Raw genomic sequence first — 21,124 nt, forward strand, 5'->3', positions numbered from 1 at the left:
CAAATATAAATACAATAAAAACTGCGCTTAATTATATAAATAGTGGTACTACAACTATAAGTTATTATGAAACACTAGGAATAAAAACAGTAAATTCAAGTAATGCATCGGCAGTAAAAACTGCAATATTAGCAGCTAAAAAAGAAAAGAAAAATAATTTAACAAAATCAGAAATAAAACAAGTATTAGAAGATACATTAAAAGTTAAAGCTGTGAAAGCTAGAAGTATTTTAATGGAAGAACCTAAAATAAAAAATACAGCCAATGAAAACAAGGAAAATGAAGAAAAAGTTAAAGAAGTAACAAATTCAAAAGTAGATGATATAAATAAAAAAGAAGAATCAAATATTTTACAAGAAAATATAAATGATATAAAATTATCAGATAAATTAGATTCAGAAAAACAAGATAATAAAAAAATAAGTGTAGAAGAAAATATAGATTCAACAAAATCATCTGTTGAAAAAGTTGATTTAATTAATAAAGATGATAATAAACAAGAAGTAAAAGAAAATAAAAAACTTGATGAAAAACAAAAGGAAATTATTACAGAGAAAGCAATAGAAAAAGCTAATTAGTTTAAAATTTATAATTGTGCTTTTAATGTAATGAATATTGAAAGAGTTGCATCAAAGCAATTTTGATATACATTTGATACACATTGGTAAATGAAAAAAAGGAATTCAATCTAAATAAGAATTGAATTCCTTTTTTTATGCATATTAATATTATTTTCATAAATTGATGCAAAATATAATGCATAAATTAAGAAACAATTAAAAATCATTTCGAAAGAACTGCATACTTTTTTTTATTAGTAATATGTATGTAATGTAGTTAATATTTCTAAAAAATATTAAAAATAATATAAATTATTAATAAGTGATGCTTTATGATGATTTTTATATATGAATAAATAAAACATGGGGAGTAATTGAACTTAGGAATTCTAAAATGAGTACAGTTCAGTTATTTTGTGTGTTCTAAATATAAAACACTAACTTATTAATATAAAAATTTAAGGAGTTGAAGGTATGTCAGATAAAAATTATGAATTGGGCACTGAAGAAAGACAAGGTTGGATGGACAATTACTTTTTTAGACCTAGAGGAATTGGATTTACTGAAAATGGTACTGTACCTTTAGATAGTGCAGAAATGAGTGCTTATAATATTGCTAAGTCATGCTATCAAATATATCCTGAAGTTTTTAATTTAAATTATATCTCAGAGGTAACTAAAGTAGAGAAAGAAGAAATAAAAAAGAGAATTAGAAGAATGTATGATGAGCATTTGATTATGTTTGTTATGAATCCAGCTACCCAAGTTTATGGTTGGGGGCTTTATTATTGGGTAGTTAAACTAAAAGAAGGTACTACTAAGGAACAAAAGGCAGTTCTTTCTAAATGGTTCCAAGATAAAGATGACATATGTACAGGCTATGAAACAGATGGTGAATTTGATTTCTTTAATGGAAATCATATGAGAGTATTGGATAATTTATTGAGTGATGTAATAGCTCCATGGAAGGAAAATGAATATGTTGACTACGTACATTTATGTCCTATAAGAAGAGACGTAAGAGAATCAAATGTGAATATGTGGGATGCTAAAGGTGATGGATATAGAAAACATGTATGGGGAAAAGATCAGATAAAAAAATTATTTGAAGTTCAAGATAAAATAGATGAAATAGATTTTGCAATAATAGATGCTATAAATAGTACAGAATCAATTGGTGATATGTTAGATTATGATGTTTTAGCACAGTTATCAGGATTAGATAGTGAAACTATGAAAAAAGATTTGATTAAAATAGTTGATGATAAGAGAATAATACTTCCAATGATTTATTTAAACTTTAGAGCTTTAGGTTTAAGCATGAAGATGTACTTGATAAGGTTATTCCAAATAATACCTAGTGCCAGAAAGGCTGAAATTGTTGATGAATTATCAGAAATATCAGAATTAAATAATGTATTAGAATTTAGTGATTCTTTATATGACATAATGGTTACTGCTTATAATGAATTAACTGATTTAGATAAAATAAGAGATATATTAGATGGATATGGAGAAATTGAAGAAATTAAAGAAGCTGATACTAAAAGGCAATATAGAAGATGGGTATGTCGTTTAGATGATGAAAATGGATATTGGGAAGAATGTGTATTTACAGATGATTTCCTTCAAGATAGAACACAGTATAATACAGTAAGATGCTGTAATAGTGTAAGGGAGGGAAAATAAATGAAGGTTGAATTTGCTCGTGATTATGTAGTTAATAACTTAAAGTATGCGTTGAATCCTAAATCAATAGCTGTTGTAGGTGCTAGTAGATATGATACTAAAGTTGGATATAAGGTAATTCAAGGACTAAATAATTGGGGATATAAAGGCAAAATATATCCAGTAAATCCTAGAGCTGATTATGTATGTAACTTAAAAGCTTATAAGAGAGTAATTGATATTCCAGATGAAATAGATTTAGTTTTTATAGCAGTTCCAGCTCATATTGTAAAAATGATACTTAAACAATGCGTTGAGAAGAAAGTTAAAATAGTTGTTATAGCAACTAGTGCATTTAAGGAAATTGGAAGAGGAGAGCTTCAAAATGAATTAACTCAATATTGTAGAGATAATGAACTTCCATTGATAGGTCCAAATCTTGTTGGAATGGGAAGTCCTTATTTGAATTTTAATTGTGGATTCATACCTTACTTACCAATCAAGGGGCCAGTGGCTATGATTTCACAATCAGGTGCTAACCTTTTAGCAGCGCTTGGAACCTCTCAAAGTGACCACTTTGGAATGAGCTTCTTTGTTGGTCTTGGTAATAAAGCTGATGTAGATTTTTGTGAATTTATAAGTTATGCAGGAATAGATGAAAATACTAAATGTCTATCTGTATATATTGAAGGGCTAGATAGTCCAGAAGCATTTATAGATGTATGTAAGAAGTTTAATCATAAAAAACCAATAGTTACAATAAAAGTTGGTGGATCTAAGATAGGAGTTAAAGCCGCCTTTGCACATACTGCATCTGAAAATGAAGGAACTGATGATGCGTATTACGATGAGATATTTGAAGAAGCAGGTGCAATAAGAGCAACAACATGGCAAGAATTTCTAGATATTTCTTTAGCACTTGGAAGTGAGCCTTCATTAAAAGGTGAAAACGTTGTTATGATAACTAATGGGGGAGGATCTGGATTATTAAGTTGTGACCATTTTGAAAGATGTGGAATGCCACTTAAAGAATTAAAGGAAATATCACCAGGGCTTGGAGAAAGAATTAAGGCTTATATGCCTATGTTTGGATCACCATTAAATCCAGTAGATATTTCAGGAACAGCATCTCCAATACAATATAAAGGTGCATTTACACAAGCTATGAGAGATCCAAATGTAAATGGCGTTTTAGGATCAATTTGTCCAACAGCAGTAACAGATGTTGATGCTGTAGTTGATATTGTAATAGAACTTCATGAGACATATAAGCATTTAAATAAACCATTTATTATGGAATGTCAAGGTGGAGAAGAGTGTCATAGAGCAATAATGAAGTTAAGAGATCATGGAATACCAGCATATCCAACAGCAGAACAATCAGTAAATGCTATGTTGGCATTATGGAAATATGGAAAAATTAAAGGGGATATTTAATGTAGATACTGCTTTTGTAGAGTGTTAATATATGCATAAGCAAAGTGAACTAATAAATTGAATTTAGGAACACTAAAATGAGTACAGTTCCATCTTAATAAATGAAGTTGAAAGAATAATTTTAGTTAGAGAAAGTAAAATTATTGTTATGATAAGAAATAGTAGTTTCATGTGGACTACTATTTTTTTGAGTTATAAATATATTTTATGAACTTTTAGGTATATTCATTAAAATACATAATTGTATATATTTTTTTAAAAATGGAATATTAAAAATGAGGTGATTTTATGAAATCGGTATGGAGTGAAAGTTGTAAATTTAGAAGAAGAGAAGTTTTAAATAAAAATATAAAAACTGATATTTTAATTATTGGAGCAGGAATATCAGGAATATTAACAGCATATATGTTAAAGCAAAATGGTAAAGATGTAGTTTTAATTGATGCAGATGAAATAGCAAGCGGAAATACAAAAAATACTACTGCAAAGATAACATCTCAACATGATTTAATTTACGATAAATTAATATCTGAATTTGGAGAAGAAAATGCTAGGCAATACGCAATGGCAAATGAATTTGCTATAAAAAAGTATAAAGAAATTATTGAAGAAAGAAAAATAGAATGTGACTTTGAAGAGAAGCCAGCATATGTATATTCTCTAAATGAAATAGATAATCTTAAAGAAGAAGTAGAAGCGTCTAACAGGTTAGGGATTAACTCAGAGTTTGTAGAAAAAGCTAATCTTCCTTTTGAAATTAAAGGAGCTATTAAATTTAATAATCAAGCACAATTTAATCCACTTAAATTCTTAAAAGACATTTCAAAGGATTTAATTATCTATGAAAATACTAGGGCATTGGAAATTAAAGAAAATTTGGTAATTACAAATAGAGGAAATATAACTGCAAATAATATAGTGGTAGCAACACATTATCCAATAATGAATGCACCTGGATATTATTTTATGAAAATGCATCAAGAAAGATCCTATGTTATAGCATTAGAAAATGTGAATGATATTGATGGTATGTACATAGATGTTGATAAAGGTGGATATTCTTTTAGAACATATAAAGGCTTACTATTATTAGGAGGTATAAAACAGAGAACAGGAGAAAATGAAAATGGTGGAAGCTATGATGAGTTAAGAAAAGTTGCAAAAGAATTATACCCAAATTCAAAAGAAAAGTATCATTGGTCAGCTCAAGATTGTATGACTGTGGATGGAATACCTTACATAGGCAAATATTCTGATGAAACCCCTAATATATATGTTGCCACAGGATTTAATAAATGGGGAATGACAAGTTCTATGGTGTCAGCTATGATAATATCAGATATGATATTAGGAAAAGAAAATGATTTTTCAGAAATATTTTCTCCCAAAAGATTTGATTTATCATTATCAATAAATAATATTGCTAAAGATATAAGCGAAACAGCTAAGAACTTTATTGCACAAAAAATATATATTCCAAGCAGCACTATAGAACATATTAAAAATGGGCATGCTGGAATTGTTGAATATAATGGAGATAAGGTCGGAGTTTACAAAAATAATGAAGGAAAAGAATTTATTGTATCAACAAAATGTGCTCACTTAGGATGCCAACTTCATTGGAATGCAGATGAATTAACATGGGATTGTCCATGTCATGGATCAAGATTTGATTATAAAGGACGATTATTAGGAAGTCCTGCAACTAAAGGACTTGTAGATGATTAAATAAGCATAATCATAAGTTAGCATAGTATAAAAAATAGCATAGAGACTTGAAATTGAAAAATTGTTAATTATGTTGTAAATGGGAAAGTATAAGAATGATTAAAATATTTAGTTAATATTATTTTTATTGTGAAAAAACAACATTATGATATTATTTTTATTGCGGAAAAAACAATATTATGATATTGTTTTATTATGTTTTTTAACAATATGACAAATATAAGGGGGCAAAATGAAAAGATTAATAGAGAAATGGAATAATATAAGTTTAGTTAAAAGAATAATATTAGGTCTAATATTAGGAATAATAATTGCATTAACAATTCCAAATTTAGGGGCGCCAATATCAATATTGGGATCATTATTTGTAGGTGCATTAAAGGCAATAGCTCCATTATTAGTATTTTTCTTAGTAATGGCTGCACTTTCTCAGTATAAAGAAGGTAAAAAGACTAATATGAAGTCAGTTATATTATTATATCTTTTAGGAACACTTTCAGCAGGAGTAGTTGGAGTTATTGGTAGTTTTCTATTCCCTGTTAAATTAGTTCTTACAACAAGTGTAGAAAACTTAACACCACCAAGTGGAGTAGGAGAAGTATTAAATAATTTATTAATGAGTATAGTATCTAATCCAGTTAATGCACTTTCTAATGCTAATTATATAGGAATATTATTTTGGGCAGTAATTTTAGGTCTTGCTCTAAAAAATGCTAATGAAGGTTCTAAGGAAGTTATAGTAAATATTTCAGATGCTATATCACAAGTAGTAAGATGGATAATTAATTTAGCTCCATTTGGAATAATGGGACTTGTATTTGATAGCATATCTAAGCAAGGGATAGAATCATTACTTAAATACGGACAATTGATATTAGTATTAGTTGGATGTATGGCATTTTTTGCTTTAGTGATAAACCCAATAATAACTTTTATAGCAATACGTAAAAATCCATATCCCCTTGTTATTAAATGCTTAAAAGATAGTGGGATTACAGCATTTTTCACTCGTAGTTCAGCGGCTAATATACCTGTAAATATGAAATTATGTAAGGAGCTTGGACTAAACGAAGATACATATTCAATTTCTATACCGCTTGGAGCAACTATAAATATGGGAGGCGCTGCTATAACTATATCAGTATTAGCACTTGCTGCAACTAATACTCTAGGTATAACAGTAGATATTGGAACTACTATAATACTTACTTTATTATCAGCTGTCAGTGCATGTGGAACTTCAGGAGTAGCAGGAGGATCATTATTATTAGTACCACTTGCTTGTAGTTTATTTGGTATTCCAAATGATATTGCTATGCAGGTAGTTGGTGTTGGATTTATAATTGGAGTTATACAAGATTCTTGTGAAACTGCACTTAATTCTTCAACAGATGTACTTTACACTGCAGTAGCTGACTTTGTACAAAAACATAAGTTAAAATCATAATAATAGTTTAGTCAACTAATAAAAGTTTATTTTAGTAGAACTCTTACTTGTATTAAATATACAGGTGAGAGTTTTTTATGTTAGGTTATTATAAATAGTTTAATAATTTTATATGCCTGACATCAACAATGAAACCAACCACGATGAACTGCCCCCTGTCTACTTGACAGGGGCAGTTCACAATACTAATGCAAGTGTTGTCGTTGGTTATTTTAGTCTAGCTTATATTTTTTATTATTTATAATGAGATATATCGCCATACAATAATATTTTAGATATCCCATCATCAATACATATCTTGGAAAGACTAGCTGGTTCTATATCTGAATTATTACCAATATCACATATATTTTGATTCTTAAAATATGACATGATAACTTTTAAAGTAATTCGATGTGTTACAATGGCCACATTTTTACCTTGATTTAAATTAATAATATTTTCAATTGTAGGTATAACTCTATTTTTAAATTTTTCATAGGATTCACCTTCCCCAGTTGGAACATATAGTATAGGGTTATTCCAAAAGTCACTCCAAGGTTGAGAATATTTATTAATGATATCTATCTGTTTCATGCCCTCCCATTCGCCCATATGAATTTCTCTCAGTTCCTTTTTTGTATGAATAGGGATATTTCGATTACCTTTGATAATTTTAGCTGTATCATAAGCACGTTTGCTTTCACTAGAGTATATTAAATCGATTTTTTCTTTAACAAGTCTATCATGTAATTTTTGGGCTTGAGTCATACCGAGTTTTGTTAGAGGAGAATCTCTATGTCCTTGCATTCGTGTTTCTAGATTCCACTCTGTTTGACCATGTCTAATAAAATATATAATAGTTTGTCCCATATTTTCCTCCTAAATATTTATTATAAGTAATGCCGACAATAATTTATAATAAGAGTATAACGGGAAAATACTTATATGTATAATATATGTTATTATATGATTCATAAATAAAATGTATGAATGGAGACAAAATATGAATTTACATGGATTAAGATTATTTTATACAGTGGCTAAAACAGGAAGCGTAACAGTTGCATCGGAGCAACTAAAAATTAGTCAACCAGCAATTACATCACAGATCAAAAAATTTGAAAAAGAAAATGAGATAACATTATTTTTGCCGCAAGGTAGAGGTATTTGTTTAAGTGAAATAGGTGAGCAATTGGCAAAAGAAGCCGGCTTGATTTTTAAAATAGAAGATAGAATAGAGACATTAATAAAAAATTATAAACAAGGGAAAAATGGTACTTTGAAAATAACAGGTAATTATCTTTCAACTAATTTTTTGATACCTATGTGGGTAGCCAGTTTAAAACAAGAAAATGAAGATATAAATATTGAAATTAACACTATGAATACTGAAGATGCTATTAATTATCTTATTTCATATCAGGTAGATGTGGCAATTTTAGGAGGTGGCGCAATGAAGTATATAGATAAAATTAATGTTACCAAAATAAAGGATGATGATTTATGGTTTGTAGCTTCTCCTAATCACAAATATGCCAATAAAAAAGTTAGTTTAGCTGATATTATGTTGGAATCATTTATAATGAGGGAAAAAGGAAGCCATGCAAGAGTACTTTTGGAATCTCTTTGCTATACCTATGGTATTGGACTACCTAAAATAGCAATTGAATTTAATGGATTGCATGAAACACTTATGGCTTCTACATCTGGTTATGGCGTGAGTTTTTGTTCTTCAATAGCAGTTAAAGAATTTGTTAATATGGGAAAATTATCAAGAATTTATGTAGATCATATCAATCTTAAAAATGAAATTGTTATTTGTGTACGTAAGAATGAAGAAATCTCATCTTTAGTTAAGAATTTTATGTCTATTATTAAAGCAGATTGTTTATCGGATTAAGGGCTATAATGCTGATATGAATTATAAAGCGTAAGGGATTATTTATGGATTTGGAGTTGCTTTTATTTCTGATTATTGGTGGAATAATGATGAAAAAAGGTCACTTATAAAGATAGAACTTAAGGATTCTTTTTGCAATAGAATAATTGGATTGTCTAATAAATAAAAGGTTGTCCAAAATTAAAATTTTAGACAACTTTTTTCTAATATCAAAATTAACATGATATTAGTATATCCATGATATTCCAAAACTTCTAGCGCCCGTATGTACACTTATTACAGGTGACAATTCCTCAATCAATATTGTATGTTTAGGATATATTTCTAATACTTTTTCTTTTAATTTTAATGCAGAATCGTAACCATCTGCATGAGCAATAATAATTTTTGAATTCAAAGTTAAATTTTCATTTTTTATTAATTCAATTAAATTATTATATACTTTATTCATGGTTCTTACTTTGTTTTTTAATACTATTTTACCTTCTTCAAAAGATAAGATTGGCTTTATATTTAGTAACTTCCCAAAAGATGCAGCAGACAAAGATATTCTTCCAGTTCTGTGTAAATGAGATAAATTATCTACAACTAAATAAATTTTTGAATTTGCTCTTATATACTCCAGGTTTTTAAAAATATCTTCAATAGAACTTCCATTTTTAATTAATTCTAACGTTGTGATTGTCATCTGTTTTTGAATAGTTGATGTATAAAGAGAATCAAAAACAATTATTTTATCATTTGAAATTTGATTTTTAGCTACTATTCCAGTTTGAAATGTACCACTTAATTTAGAACTAATTGTAATATATATAATGTAATCATATTTATCTACTATTTCTTCAAAAAGTTTAAAAACATCTCCAATAGAGGGCTGTGAAGTAGTTGGAAGATGGATACATTCATTCATTTTAGAACAGAATTCGCTTGGAGTTATATCTATTCCGTCCTTAAAAGAGTTATCATCAATTATTAGTTGTAGTGGTAGTGAATATAAATTGTTATTATTTTCAAATAATTTTTTATCAATTACAGCAGTACTATCTACAACAACAGCTATTTTATTCATAGAGTTCACCTCACAAAAATGTTATTCATGTTACAAAAGGTACACTTGTAACACTTATGTATTCATCATATAATATTGTAAAGTATGAAGTCAATAATATGTAATAAATGGTACAAATAAGAATGGAGGTTACAAATGAGTCAATTTAAAGAAAAAGTTAATCCTATAACTTTAAGATCAAAAAAATGGATTGTAAATTCATTAATCGAATTAATGGAAAAAAAACCTTATAATCAGATTACTTTAAAAGAAATCGCAGAAAATGTGGATTTAGCAAGGCAAACAATTTATAGAAATTTTGCAACAAAGGAAGCTATATTAGAATATCACGTTGATGGATTGTACAATGAGTTCATAAAAATAATTTCAGCTAAAAAGGAAGTAACATTAAATGATTTACTTATTACATATTTTGAATATTGGTATAAAAATAAAGAGTTTTTAAAAAAGCTAATAGATAATAATGTATATTTAATATTGCTTGATTTACATTTAAAATATTTAAATTCAATGGCAACAAATGAAGAATTAAAAAAATTAACTTTTGTATCAGAAAATAGTTATTTTAATCATTTTACAGCAGGGGGATTATGGTTTGTACTAAAAAGATGGATTGAGGATGATGCAGAAAAAACTCCTAAAGAAATGACAAATATTATTTTGAATTTTTATCATATTAAAGGATTAAATACAGAAAGTATGAAAGAAAAATGAACTTTTAAGGAAAGAAGTGGTATAGTGAGCGCAGTATTAATAAAAGCAGGAGTATTTATATTAATTATAGTTCTAGGATATTTATTAAAAAGAATAGGATTTTTTAAATTAAGTGATTTTAAAGTTGTATCAAAAATAGTACTTAATATTACACTGCCTTGTGCAGTTATAAGCAATTTTAATAAACTTGAAATGGACATGACACTTTTATTTTTGGTTATAATTGGAATAATATGTAATTTTATTATGATAGGGACAGGCTATTTAGTTGCTTGGAGAAATGATAATAATGAAAAAGCATTTAATATGATAAATTTTTCAGGATACAATATAGGATGTTTTGCAATGCCATATGTACAGAATTTTTTAGGACCTATTGGGGTAGTAGCTACATGTTTATTTGATGCAGGTAACTCACTCCTTTGTACTGGTGGAACATATAGTATGGCATCAGCAGTTGCAAAAACTGATGGAAAAACTACTGTGAAGAAATTTATAAAAAATATATTTTCTTCAATACCTTTAAATACATATATTATTATGCTTATAATATCATCATTTAATATATTACTTCCAAAATCAATTATAATGTTTAGTGATACAGTAGGAGCAGCAAATGGATTTTTAGCAATGCTTATGATTGGGATTGGATTAGAATTAAATCTTAATAAAAATCAGCTTGGAAAAATTTTAAGAAATCTTATTATTAGGTTTGGAATATCAGGAATAATTGCATTTGTATTTCTAAATTTTTTACCATTTTCATTAGAGGTACGTCAAGTATTAGCACTTATAGTATTTGCACCGATTTCAGCAATTTCAATTGCATTCACTGAAAAATGTAAGGGTGATATTGGACTTGCTAGTGCTATGAATTCATGTTCTATTATTTTAAGTATCATAGTCATGACAACAATGCTTTTAGTTTTACATATTTAAATAAAACTTCAAGTTCTATTGACATTCATCTATTTACTTAGGCAACTGAGGTTACTAATATTTCTATTTAACATATTCACAACAGCTTATTTTAAATGTTAAAATATAAGTAATATATTTAAGGATGTGTTGGAATGAATATGCAAAGATATGATCAAGACAACCCAAAGCTTGTTAATTCTATAGTATGTGCTATAGATATATTAGGTTTTTCGCAAATGATAGTAAATTCGTGTAAGGATGGATATGGTAACAAATTGCTTAAAGAAATTAGTTACCTTATAAATAAGAACAAACAATGTATAATTCCTAATAAGTATAGTCAAGGTAAAATAAAGATATATACTGATAATATGATTGTTGGGTATCCTATAAAAGATGATGGAGAAGAAGAGTTAGATGAAATATTAGACAATGTATCAGAATATCAATTCAACTTATCTTTAGAGGGCCTTTTTGTTAGAGGGGGTGTAAGTGTAGGTGAGTTTTATATAAATGAAGATATTGTGTTTGGACCAGCTCTTTTAGATGCTCATAATACAGAAAGTGAATTGGCTTGCTATCCAAGAATTGTATTAGATTATAAAACAGTCAATAGATTGCAAAAGTATATTAATTATTATGATGTTGCTCCACAGCAGAATAAAATACTTATTGATAGTGATGGCCAATGGTTTTTAAATTATTTGAACACTATATTTAAATATTATACAGAATGCAATAATGAATATGAGTTTGAAAAAGTGCAAATAGAGTTACTTCTTAGGCATAAATTAAAAATTGAAGAAATGTTAGAATTACATAAAAAAGATATAATAGTATGGGATAAATATGTATGGACTGCTAATTATCATAATTATTTCTGTGATTTGAATTTCCCAAATGAAAAACAACTGAAAATATCAAGGAAGACGTTACTTTCATGGCCTAGACAAATTTCTAATAATGATGTTTAATATTCAAATTAATCACATATAAATATCATTTTTAAATTTGTAGCATAAAAGATAAGTATATAGTAATTAAAGCAAAATTTATTAATGAAAAACCTAATCTTGTGTAAGATATATAACCAAGATTAGGTTTTTTAGTACAACAGGATAACTTAAATCAAATCATCTAGCCCATTAACTGTAGTTTGTTCATTCTCATTAATTGGAATAACTATACATTTTTGACCATCGATTATTTGTGATTTTATTTGAGGTACTTTTTCAGGTTTTACATGAAGTATAACATCATAGTTAGTTTCAGAGTTATTATATTCTGAATTTGTGTCCTGAGTTTCTTCTAAATTGTTTTTTAAAGCTTCTTCTAAAACTACGTTGTCATCATTAATATCTTTAGAAGAAGAGTTTTCATTATCTATAGCAGTTTCTTGTTTAGCTTGTTCTAATCTGTTTTGTAAAATTTCCACTTGTTTTTTAAGATGCTTTTCTTTCTTTATTTGAGCATTTGCCTTAAGTATTTTTGAATCAATTAAATTTTCTGCTATAGGAAGGTCATCACCAAAATTTTCTACATATGATTTTTCAATTTTATTAGTAATTTCTTCAGGCACTCCACTTTCTATTAAAAGGTTTTGTATCTCCTTTTTTGTTAATGTTATAGGATCACAATCGGTATCATCATATATGGAATTATGTTCATCTACCATAGAATTTAGGTTTTCTTGTATCTCCATAAAGATCTTATCAGATTTTTTTTCATCAGCTCCTATAGAATCCTTAATAATTGTTTGAAAAGTTTCTTTTTGTATAGTAGCGGTTTGTTTTGAAGAACAACCTAAGGCATTTTCCATTAATTCAGTATGTGTATCTTTAGCATTTTTTGTGTAATACATAATAGAGTTAACATCTGAACTACGATCAATAAAAGCAGGAAATACAAAACCATTAGTTGGAGCATCAACTACCCAATCTCTTAGCCTAGCTTTAATTTTATTTTCTTCTTCAAAGTATCTAAGACCTGGTTTTGAAAGTGAAACAGGACATATTGCACATAGCAAATATTCATATACTTCTTCAGATTCATCTAGCTTTGCATTATCAGTAGTTTTAGTAATAATATCATAAGCATCATGAAAAATAAGTATTAAAAAGTTACCAGTGTAATCATAGCTATCTATAATAGATTGATAAAAAGCATCAAGAAGAGAATCATCCTTTAATTGACTGTTTTTAAGCTGCATAAGAGAAATTTGTTTTTCATTTATAAAATTTTCATTAATGGGAAAGTTTAATTCTAAAATATTATTGCCAATAGTTCCAGAAAGTACTTTTCTTGCAATTTCTAAATATTTAAAGTATTCGTCCTCATCTAAATTTAGAAAAGTTTCTCTAAATTTTAAAATAATATGCTTTTCTCCATTAACATAACAACCACACATTTTAGTGAAGGTGCAATGATCTTTTTTAAAACGTCTTTTTAACTCAAGTATATCTTTTTTTCTCATATATAAACCCCTCAATCTAGTCTTTAATTAATATATCATCATTATTAAGTATAGTATTTTTCTTAGATTAATTAAAGAATTTTAATTCTTTAGGAAATTAAAGTTGAAGATTGAGCAATAGTATTAAATTCTGCTATTTGAGAATTTAATATATAAAAAACAATTTATAATAACTTAACAGATTGATATTTATCATTTAATGTAAAATAAATGTATACATATTTGCAGTTAAAACGTCATAATAACAGAAGTATCAAAATCTAAGCTGATAACTAAATTATTTTATGGAAGGAGGAAATGATGAACAATGAATTAATAAATGAGATGTTTCAAAAAAAGATGATTATAATATATAAGTATTTAGTTAAGCTTGGTTGTAGTAAAGATAATGCTGAAGATATAGTACAAGATACTTTTTATACAGCATTAAAATACATTGATGGTATACAGACTAATAAAGTTTCATCATGGCTTTTTAAGGTAGCAATTAATAAATACTATGACTTGTGCAGAAAAAATAATAGACATATTTATTTAAGTATTGATGAAGAAGTTTTTAAAGAAAGATTGGTAGAAAACAATTTAGTTGAGGAGTTTATATTGGATTTAGAAAGAAAGAAAGAAATTAATGAAATTCTAAATTCTATTAGTGACGTTCATAAGAATCTATTGTTCTTTAAATATGACATGGGTTTATCTTATAAAGAAATAGCGGAACTTTTGGGAATAAACGAAAATACAGTTAAAACTTATCTTTTTAGAGCAAGAGAAAAATTTAAAAAGTTATGGAGGAACAAGTATGGATATAAAGAGTGATGAAGAAAAATTAAAAGAACTGTTTGAAATGAAAGAAAAACCTAATTTTAATAACGCAGTTAAAAGAGCTAAGATATTTTCAATAGTAAGGACTATAATAATAAGTTTAATGATGTTTATTATAGTAAGTTTTGTATTATTTATATCTAATGGCGCTATTTTGAATGTTATGAATAATAAAGAAGAGGATAGTTTAAGAACTTTATTTGATGTAGCTATGCCAAATGCTTATATAGGGAGTATACAAATTGATGACAGAATTATGATTGGTGAAATAGACTATGTTAGATATAGATTTTTAAAAAATAAGCCTATAATTGATGGAAATTATAAGGAGTCTTATACATATATACCTTTAATAAATGGAGTTTATGGTTATATGGGACAATATTTATTTGATAGAGTTAGTAAATCATCAAGAGATTCAAATGAAGCTTATAATAAAGTAGGAAAAAAGGTAATGAAATTTTATCATCCATCAATAAAATATGAAAATTATATAAATGATTTAGAAAATATTGATGAAATAGGTAGTGATAAATTAATGGAGATATCATTATCTTTTGATAAAAGTTATAGTCTTGAAGAAGTAAAGAATATGCTTCCTAGTGATATCACTTTAAATTGGTATTGGGTAGATACTTTTTCTGAAAATGATTACTATTTTTCAGATAAGTTAATATTTAATGAATATTATGTATATGGTATAAAAGCTTTAGACAACCAAGGAGATTCAATTGATAATCCTGAAAAGAATTTTATAGATGCTATTAATGAAGGAAAAGACAACAATTATAGTAATGAGTATAAAGAATTATTTGATAATTTAAGTAATGGAAAAGGTGAGATTAATAAAGAAGATTTAAAGATAATAGGAGTAGTTGTAAGTGGTGATAGTAAATCATTAAAAGCCTTAAAAGATAAAACTTATATTAAAGCAGCTACACTAGGTGCAGTAGCAGATAAATATTAATAAAGGAGATATATATATGAAAAAATATTTAAAATTAGAATTTAAAAAGAATATATTTTCTTGGAGAACAATCAGTTCTATTCTAATAATTTTATCAGTATTTATGATACCTTATTTAGAAGAAATAAAATTTCCATGTCAAGAATTAGATGGAGTAGATTATTTTATAAGACTTAGTGAATTTTCATATATAGGATTTATAGGACCGATTATAGCAGGAATAATTTATTCTACCTCAATAATTAATGATAAAGAATCAGGATTTATAAATAAGTTATTGGAAATTATAGATATAAAAACTTATTTTAAAGTTAAATTAATAGTAAATGTCTTAATAAATTTTATAATATTTGCAATAAGCTATGGTATTTGCATTTTATATCTTATTATAAAATATGGATTAAATAATATTAGAGATGGAATGACAAATGGTGCTTTCGTAATAAGTGGATTTATAGGTGTGTATGAAAGCTCAAAAATATTATATATTATTATAATACTTTTAGGAACATTAATATCTTCAGTTACTTTTTCAACATTTGTATTTGGAATTACAACAATAACTGGGACAAAACTTACAGCATATATATTCCCTATATTTTATGTAATACTTACTGGAATCTTTTTTGAGATGTGGTTTTTAAATAGTGTAATTGATTTTAATGTGGTAAAATTATTCAATTTAACAGAAAGCAATACCCAAAATGGAATTAATATAATATTATATAATTTAATATTAATGATATTAGGAGTGGGATTATTATATAAATCATGTTATAAAGGCGTTTTATATTTGTCTCGGGAAATTTGAATTTACTTTTATTTTAAGAAAAAGAGTTTAGTATATAAATAATTAATCTTACTTTAAAAGAATTTGAACTTATGCTTATGCTTGTGAAAAATAAATAGATTAACTAACGAGCCAACAAGATGTGTATCTTGTAGAAAAGATAAAAAAGAACAAAATAGAAAATAATTTTAGAGTGTTGTGAGGTTGTAGTTTAAACTACAACCTTTTGTATATTTCTATAGAGTTAAATTTAATAAAGTTGAAATATGTAAAATAAAGTGATAACATTTTAATCTGGTATGGAATTAAATAAATAATTATCAATTAAATATTATTTAAACGATTATTGAAGGTGGTTATTTTATGAGAATATTAGTAGTAGATGATGAAAAAAGTATAGTTAATTTAATTAGATTGAATTTAGAGGTAGAAGGATATGAACCTATTATAAGTATGACTGGAGCAGATGCAATTTCAAAATTTGAAACTGAAAAACCAGAACTTGTTATATTAGATTTAATGTTACCAGATATAAGTGGACATGACGTTATAAAGAAATTTCAAGAAATAGATAGTGAAGTTCCAGTTATAATGCTTACTGCAAAAAGTCAAATGAATGATAAACTTTTAGGTCTTCAGTTGGGTGCAGATGATTATATAATAAAACCATTTAATAGCGCAGAACTTATTTTAAGAATAAAAGCAGTAACAAAGAGGATTACAAAAAAGCCAAGCTCAAAAAATAATAATGAAATAAAGATTGAAAAATTAAAGATTCTAAAAGATGAAAGAAAAGTTTTCATAGAGGAAGAAGAAATTTTTATGACTTATAAAGAGTTTGATACACTGCTACTTATGATGGAAAATCACAATAAAGTTTTTACTAGAGAAAACCTTTTAGAGAGAGTATGGGGTGATGAGTACGATGTTAATACAAGAGCAGTTGATATTCTAATACAAAGAGTTAGAAAAAAGATGGGCAAGTATTCAAATAAATTAAAAACCGTTTATGGAGTAGGATACAAATTAGAATTTAAAGAAGAGACTATTTAATTTTATAAATAAGACATTAGGAGGATGCATTTTTAATGCGACTGAATTTTAACATAAAAACTAAGATAATTCTCATGAATATGGGGATATTAATTCCAATAATAATATTTATATATATAACAATAATAAATAATTTATATAATAACGTAATAAAAAGTAATATTGATTTATTAACAAAGGAGAGTTACAACACTCAAGTATACATATCAAATTACATTGAAAAAGATAAGGTGGACGATATTGAAAGAAATTTTGAGCATAAAGCTCCACTAATTAATATATATCTATCTAAAAAATTAAATTATAGGATTCAAATTTATGATAAGAATGGTGACATAATGACTGATTCTGTTTCTAATAGCGTTACTTTTTTTGATGAGGATATAACTAATGCTATAAAGGGAAATAAGGCCTATGTTGTTAAAAAAATTGATGGAAACATTTATGTATTATTTTCAAGTCCTATATATTTAAAAGATACAACATTAGGATGTGTAAGATATATATATCCTTTAGATAGTAGCGAAAAACTTATAAATGATATGTTTATAATTATGGGCATATTAGCATGTACATCAATTCTTATATCATGGCTTTTAAGTAAGCTTCTTTCAGAAAAAATAGTTGGACCTATAAAAAAATTAAAGATAGTTTCTCAAAAAGTTACCAAAGGAGAATATGATAATAGAATAAAAATTAGAAGTGGAGATGAAATTGAAGATCTAGCACAAACTTTTAATGTAATGTCTGAGAGTATAAAAAATTATGTTGAAAGTTTAAAAGAGGAAAAACAAAAACAAAAGAGTTTTTTAGATAATGTGACGCATGAGTTTAAGACTCCATTAACAGCAATAATAGGATATTCTGAGATTATACCTAAATTAAAAAATCAAAATGATATAGATGAAAGTTTAGTTTATATGAAGGAAGAAGGAATAAGGCTTTTAAAGCTAGTAGAAGAACTTCTTGACTTATCAAAACTAGGAAAAAGCGAGTTTGAGATAGATAAAAAGAAAAATAATTTAAAAGAAGTCATAGAAGAAGTTTTAGTTATTATTAATCCGAGAATAAAAAAATATGAAATAGAAATAATTAAAAATACATTTGATATTGAAGCTTTAATAGATAGAGACAAGACCAAGCAAGTTATTTTAAATGTATTAGATAACGCTATAAAATACAGTGAATGTAGAAAGATAAAAATAAAATTGCAAGTTGAGAATAAAAAAATAATTTTAAATATCATAGATGATGGTATAGGTATAGCTAAAGAAAATATACCTAAACTTTTTGAGCCTACTTATAGGGTGAATAATTTAAATTCTATTAACAACAATGGAAATGGATTAGGTCTTTGCATATGTAAAGAAATAATGAAAAAGCAAGATGGAGATATAAAAATTAAAAGTAACCTAGGAGAAAGTACATCTGTAGAAATTATATTTAAAAGTAATTAGTATTATGAAAAATAATGAATGTTACATTTACGAAACATGAGTGAAATGTTTATGAGATGTTAAATTTTTATTATATGGGAGGAAACATAAGTGAAGAAAATTAGCTTAAAGGCTAAGATTATAGGCATATACACTACTATAATTATAATTTGCATTATAATGACAAGTTTAAATTATAGATTTTTATATAACAGAGTCAAAATAATAAGTGATAAAGATGATGTTGTAAATAAGATAAATATGTCTATACCTATAAAAATTGAAATTTCTAATGACAAATGGGGTGGTTATGTTTTTGAAGATGAGAATTCTATACAAATGATATGGAATTCCATAGGTGAGATTATGAATGATTTTTCGGAAGAGGAAAACTATATTACAGAAGGGACTAATATAAGCATTGATGCAAATGTTTACTATTTAAATGGTATGAAAGATAAATTTAAAATAAGCGATGTTCTTATTTTAAATAATCGCATGTATCATGATAACAATAAATTACCATTAATAAATAGATTGAAAAATGATTTGCTAGGTTACTTATATTCAACTTCTAATATAGCTAATCTCATAAATACTAGAAATAGAATAGTTATTAGTGATTCTAATAAAGTAAAAGAATTGAATGATTTAGATAAAGAAAAGTTAAAAAATTTAATAAGTAATTCAACTAAACTTGATAGTGATGATGGAATTAAAGCTTTAACAAAGGAAAAGAAGGAAGCTTTATCGCATATAAAAATTTATATTTATGATAAAGAAGATACTTCAATAAAAGTTAAAAGCTGCAATATTGTAAATATGGATGTATATATGGACGGAATATTTGTTGTTCAATATATGGGAGATGAAAATGGACAACACACATATTTTAAGGGAGACCTTAAAGGGATATGCGAAGATATATTAGAGAAAAATATTTAAAAATCATCAGCATTAGAGAGGGGAGTTAGTAATGAATATTAAAAAATTTATTTGCTTTATTGTAATCATATGTGTGTCTTTTAACCTTATTGCTTGTAATAAAAAAAGTTCAAAAGTAATTTATAAAGATGGATATTTAAATCTGGAAGGAAAGCATATAGTTGTTTATGTAGCATCTAGAGATGAAGTTGGTAGAACACTTTTAGAAATGTTTAAGGAAAAAACAGGATGTACATACGAATATATAAGAATGTCTACGCAAGAGGCATTAGAGCGAATTAGATGTGAAAAAAAATATCCTAAAGCAGATATATTTATAGGTGGAACTTGTGATGCTCATAATCTAATGAAAAAGGAGCAACTTTCAGAAAAATATATATGCAAAAATTACGATAGCATACAAAATGTATATAAAGATAAAGATGGATATTGGACAGGTTTAGAAGTTAATTTTTTATCTATTATTGTGAACAAGGATAGATGGGATAAAGAATTTGCAGATAAGGGATTAAAAATGCCAGAAAAGTATGAGGATTTACTTAATCCAATGTATAAAGGTGAGATTATAATACCAGATCCTAATATATCAGGAACAGGATATACTATTATAGCATCAATTGTACAAAATATGGGTAAAGAAAAAGCTATAGAATTTTTAAAAGAATTGAAATCAAATGTAGGACAATTTACATCTAATGGATATATTCCAGCACAGAAAGTTGCAACTGGAGAATATTTAATAGGTACAAATTTTATAGCAGATCAATTGTTAGTTAAAAATTCTGGATTTAATGTAATAACTAATATCCCTAAAAAAACTGGCTGGAATATAGATGCAATTTCAAAAATAAAAAATGGTCCAAATGAAGACGTTGGCAAATACTTTATAGACTTTTGTACAACCAAAGAGAGTGAGGAAATGATAATAAATATCTCTCAAGGTAAATCTACAAGAAAAGATATAAAAGATGATGATTATGAACAAAATTGTGAAGTAAATATGTATGATAATTATGATTTCAAAAAAGCTAGTGAAGACAGAGAGTGGTTAATTAAGATGTGGAATAGTTTTAAAGCGTAAATTTATAAATAAGGGAATATTTAAATTTAAACTTTTTTGAAATAACGTAATGACAATTAATACTTTAACTTTTTAAATTAATAATTAAACAACTTTCAATTTCTAGTATTTAGAACTTAAAACATTAAAAT

19 protein-coding genes and 1 pseudogene are annotated in these 21,124 nt (G+C 26.4%); 17 read left to right on the top strand and 3 right to left on the bottom strand.

Annotation, left to right across the window (positions count from 1 at the left end; all coding sequences use genetic code 11):
• The 5 genes and pseudogenes from RGC78_RS04720 to sstT all read left to right on the top strand — a co-directional run.
• Nucleotides 1-578: pseudogene (locus RGC78_RS04720) on the top strand (hypothetical protein); the annotation flags it as partial.
• A 456-nt stretch (nt 579-1,034) separates the two neighbouring features.
• The gene (locus tag RGC78_RS04725; protein ID WP_309556131.1) at nt 1,035-2,249 is read left to right on the top strand and encodes an AsnC family transcriptional regulator; all 1,215 of its coding nucleotides are present in this window, start codon (nt 1,035-1,037) and stop codon (nt 2,247-2,249) included.
• Entirely contained in the window at nt 2,250-3,665 is a 1,416-nt protein-coding gene (locus RGC78_RS04730) for an acetate--CoA ligase family protein (protein WP_309556132.1), read from the top strand.
• Between the two features lie 288 nt (nt 3,666-3,953).
• Complete coding sequence (locus RGC78_RS04735) at nt 3,954-5,393, top strand: FAD-dependent oxidoreductase (RefSeq protein ID WP_309556133.1); 1,440 nt, start codon at nt 3,954-3,956, stop codon at nt 5,391-5,393.
• A 232-nt stretch (nt 5,394-5,625) separates the two neighbouring features.
• Nucleotides 5,626-6,840 (top strand): serine/threonine transporter SstT, encoded by a 1,215-nt coding sequence (gene sstT, locus RGC78_RS04740; protein WP_252226799.1) that lies wholly within the window; start codon nt 5,626-5,628, stop codon nt 6,838-6,840.
• 234 nt (nt 6,841-7,074) lie between these two features.
• Here sstT and RGC78_RS04745 read toward each other — a convergent pair whose 3' ends face one another.
• Nucleotides 7,075-7,692, bottom strand: coding sequence for a histidine phosphatase family protein (locus RGC78_RS04745; RefSeq protein ID WP_309556134.1), 618 nt, complete (start codon nt 7,690-7,692; stop codon nt 7,075-7,077).
• Nucleotides 7,693-7,825: 133 nt separating this feature from the next.
• Between RGC78_RS04745 and RGC78_RS04750 the strand changes: the two genes are divergently transcribed.
• Complete coding sequence (locus RGC78_RS04750) at nt 7,826-8,722, top strand: LysR family transcriptional regulator (protein WP_309556135.1); 897 nt, start codon at nt 7,826-7,828, stop codon at nt 8,720-8,722.
• A 226-nt stretch (nt 8,723-8,948) separates the two neighbouring features.
• Here RGC78_RS04750 and RGC78_RS04755 read toward each other — a convergent pair whose 3' ends face one another.
• Nucleotides 8,949-9,791: a DegV family protein gene (locus tag RGC78_RS04755; protein ID WP_252226795.1), complete on the bottom strand. Its 843-nt coding sequence runs from the start codon at nt 9,789-9,791 to the stop codon at nt 8,949-8,951.
• Nucleotides 9,792-9,926: 135 nt separating this feature from the next.
• On the opposite strand from RGC78_RS04755, the gene RGC78_RS04760 reads away from it, so the two are divergent.
• The 3 genes from RGC78_RS04760 to RGC78_RS04770 all read left to right on the top strand — a co-directional run bounded on the left by RGC78_RS04760 (nt 9,927) and on the right by RGC78_RS04770 (nt 12,400).
• On the top strand, nt 9,927-10,505 hold the full coding sequence (locus tag RGC78_RS04760) for a TetR/AcrR family transcriptional regulator (RefSeq protein ID WP_252213039.1): 579 nt from the start codon (nt 9,927-9,929) through the stop codon (nt 10,503-10,505).
• A 24-nt stretch (nt 10,506-10,529) separates the two neighbouring features.
• Nucleotides 10,530-11,444, top strand: coding sequence for an AEC family transporter (locus RGC78_RS04765; protein ID WP_252213038.1), 915 nt, complete (start codon nt 10,530-10,532; stop codon nt 11,442-11,444).
• A 134-nt stretch (nt 11,445-11,578) separates the two neighbouring features.
• Nucleotides 11,579-12,400: a hypothetical protein gene (locus RGC78_RS04770; RefSeq protein ID WP_252213037.1), complete on the top strand. Its 822-nt coding sequence runs from the start codon at nt 11,579-11,581 to the stop codon at nt 12,398-12,400.
• Nucleotides 12,401-12,549: 149 nt separating this feature from the next.
• Here the strand turns inward: RGC78_RS04770 and RGC78_RS04775 are convergent, their stop codons facing one another.
• On the bottom strand, nt 12,550-13,899 hold the full coding sequence (locus RGC78_RS04775; RefSeq protein WP_252213036.1) for a DUF4317 domain-containing protein: 1,350 nt from the start codon (nt 13,897-13,899) through the stop codon (nt 12,550-12,552).
• A gap of 300 nt (nt 13,900-14,199) precedes the next feature.
• Between RGC78_RS04775 and RGC78_RS04780 the strand changes: the two genes are divergently transcribed.
• From RGC78_RS04780 to RGC78_RS04810, 8 genes are all read left to right on the top strand, one after another.
• Complete coding sequence (locus RGC78_RS04780; RefSeq protein ID WP_309556138.1) at nt 14,200-14,715, top strand: RNA polymerase sigma factor; 516 nt, start codon at nt 14,200-14,202, stop codon at nt 14,713-14,715.
• The gene (locus RGC78_RS04785; RefSeq protein ID WP_309556139.1) at nt 14,699-15,688 is read left to right on the top strand and encodes an anti sigma factor C-terminal domain-containing protein; all 990 of its coding nucleotides are present in this window, start codon (nt 14,699-14,701) and stop codon (nt 15,686-15,688) included. The genes RGC78_RS04780 and RGC78_RS04785 overlap by 17 nt, the downstream gene beginning before the upstream one ends.
• 16 nt (nt 15,689-15,704) lie before the next feature.
• Complete coding sequence (locus RGC78_RS04790; RefSeq protein WP_252213033.1) at nt 15,705-16,499, top strand: hypothetical protein; 795 nt, start codon at nt 15,705-15,707, stop codon at nt 16,497-16,499.
• A gap of 90 nt (nt 16,500-16,589) precedes the next feature.
• Entirely contained in the window at nt 16,590-16,664 is a 75-nt protein-coding gene (locus RGC78_RS16165) for a zinc-ribbon domain containing protein (protein ID WP_350339621.1), read from the top strand.
• Nucleotides 16,665-16,841: 177 nt separating this feature from the next.
• Nucleotides 16,842-17,531: a response regulator transcription factor gene (locus RGC78_RS04795; RefSeq protein ID WP_252213031.1), complete on the top strand. Its 690-nt coding sequence runs from the start codon at nt 16,842-16,844 to the stop codon at nt 17,529-17,531.
• Nucleotides 17,532-17,566: 35 nt separating this feature from the next.
• Nucleotides 17,567-18,988, top strand: coding sequence for a sensor histidine kinase (locus RGC78_RS04800; protein WP_252213029.1), 1,422 nt, complete (start codon nt 17,567-17,569; stop codon nt 18,986-18,988).
• A gap of 90 nt (nt 18,989-19,078) precedes the next feature.
• A complete protein-coding gene (locus RGC78_RS04805; protein ID WP_252213027.1) occupies nt 19,079-19,912 on the top strand; it encodes a DUF3919 family protein in 834 nt (277 codons plus the stop codon).
• Between the two features lie 31 nt (nt 19,913-19,943).
• Nucleotides 19,944-20,993 (top strand): ABC transporter substrate-binding protein, encoded by a 1,050-nt coding sequence (locus RGC78_RS04810; protein WP_252213025.1) that lies wholly within the window; start codon nt 19,944-19,946, stop codon nt 20,991-20,993.
• Nucleotides 20,994-21,124: the final 131 nt, after the last annotated feature.

This window comes from Clostridium aquiflavi (assembly GCF_031344075.1).
In the GTDB taxonomy this organism is placed as follows: Bacteria; Bacillota; Clostridia; order Clostridiales; family Clostridiaceae; genus Clostridium; species Clostridium aquiflavi.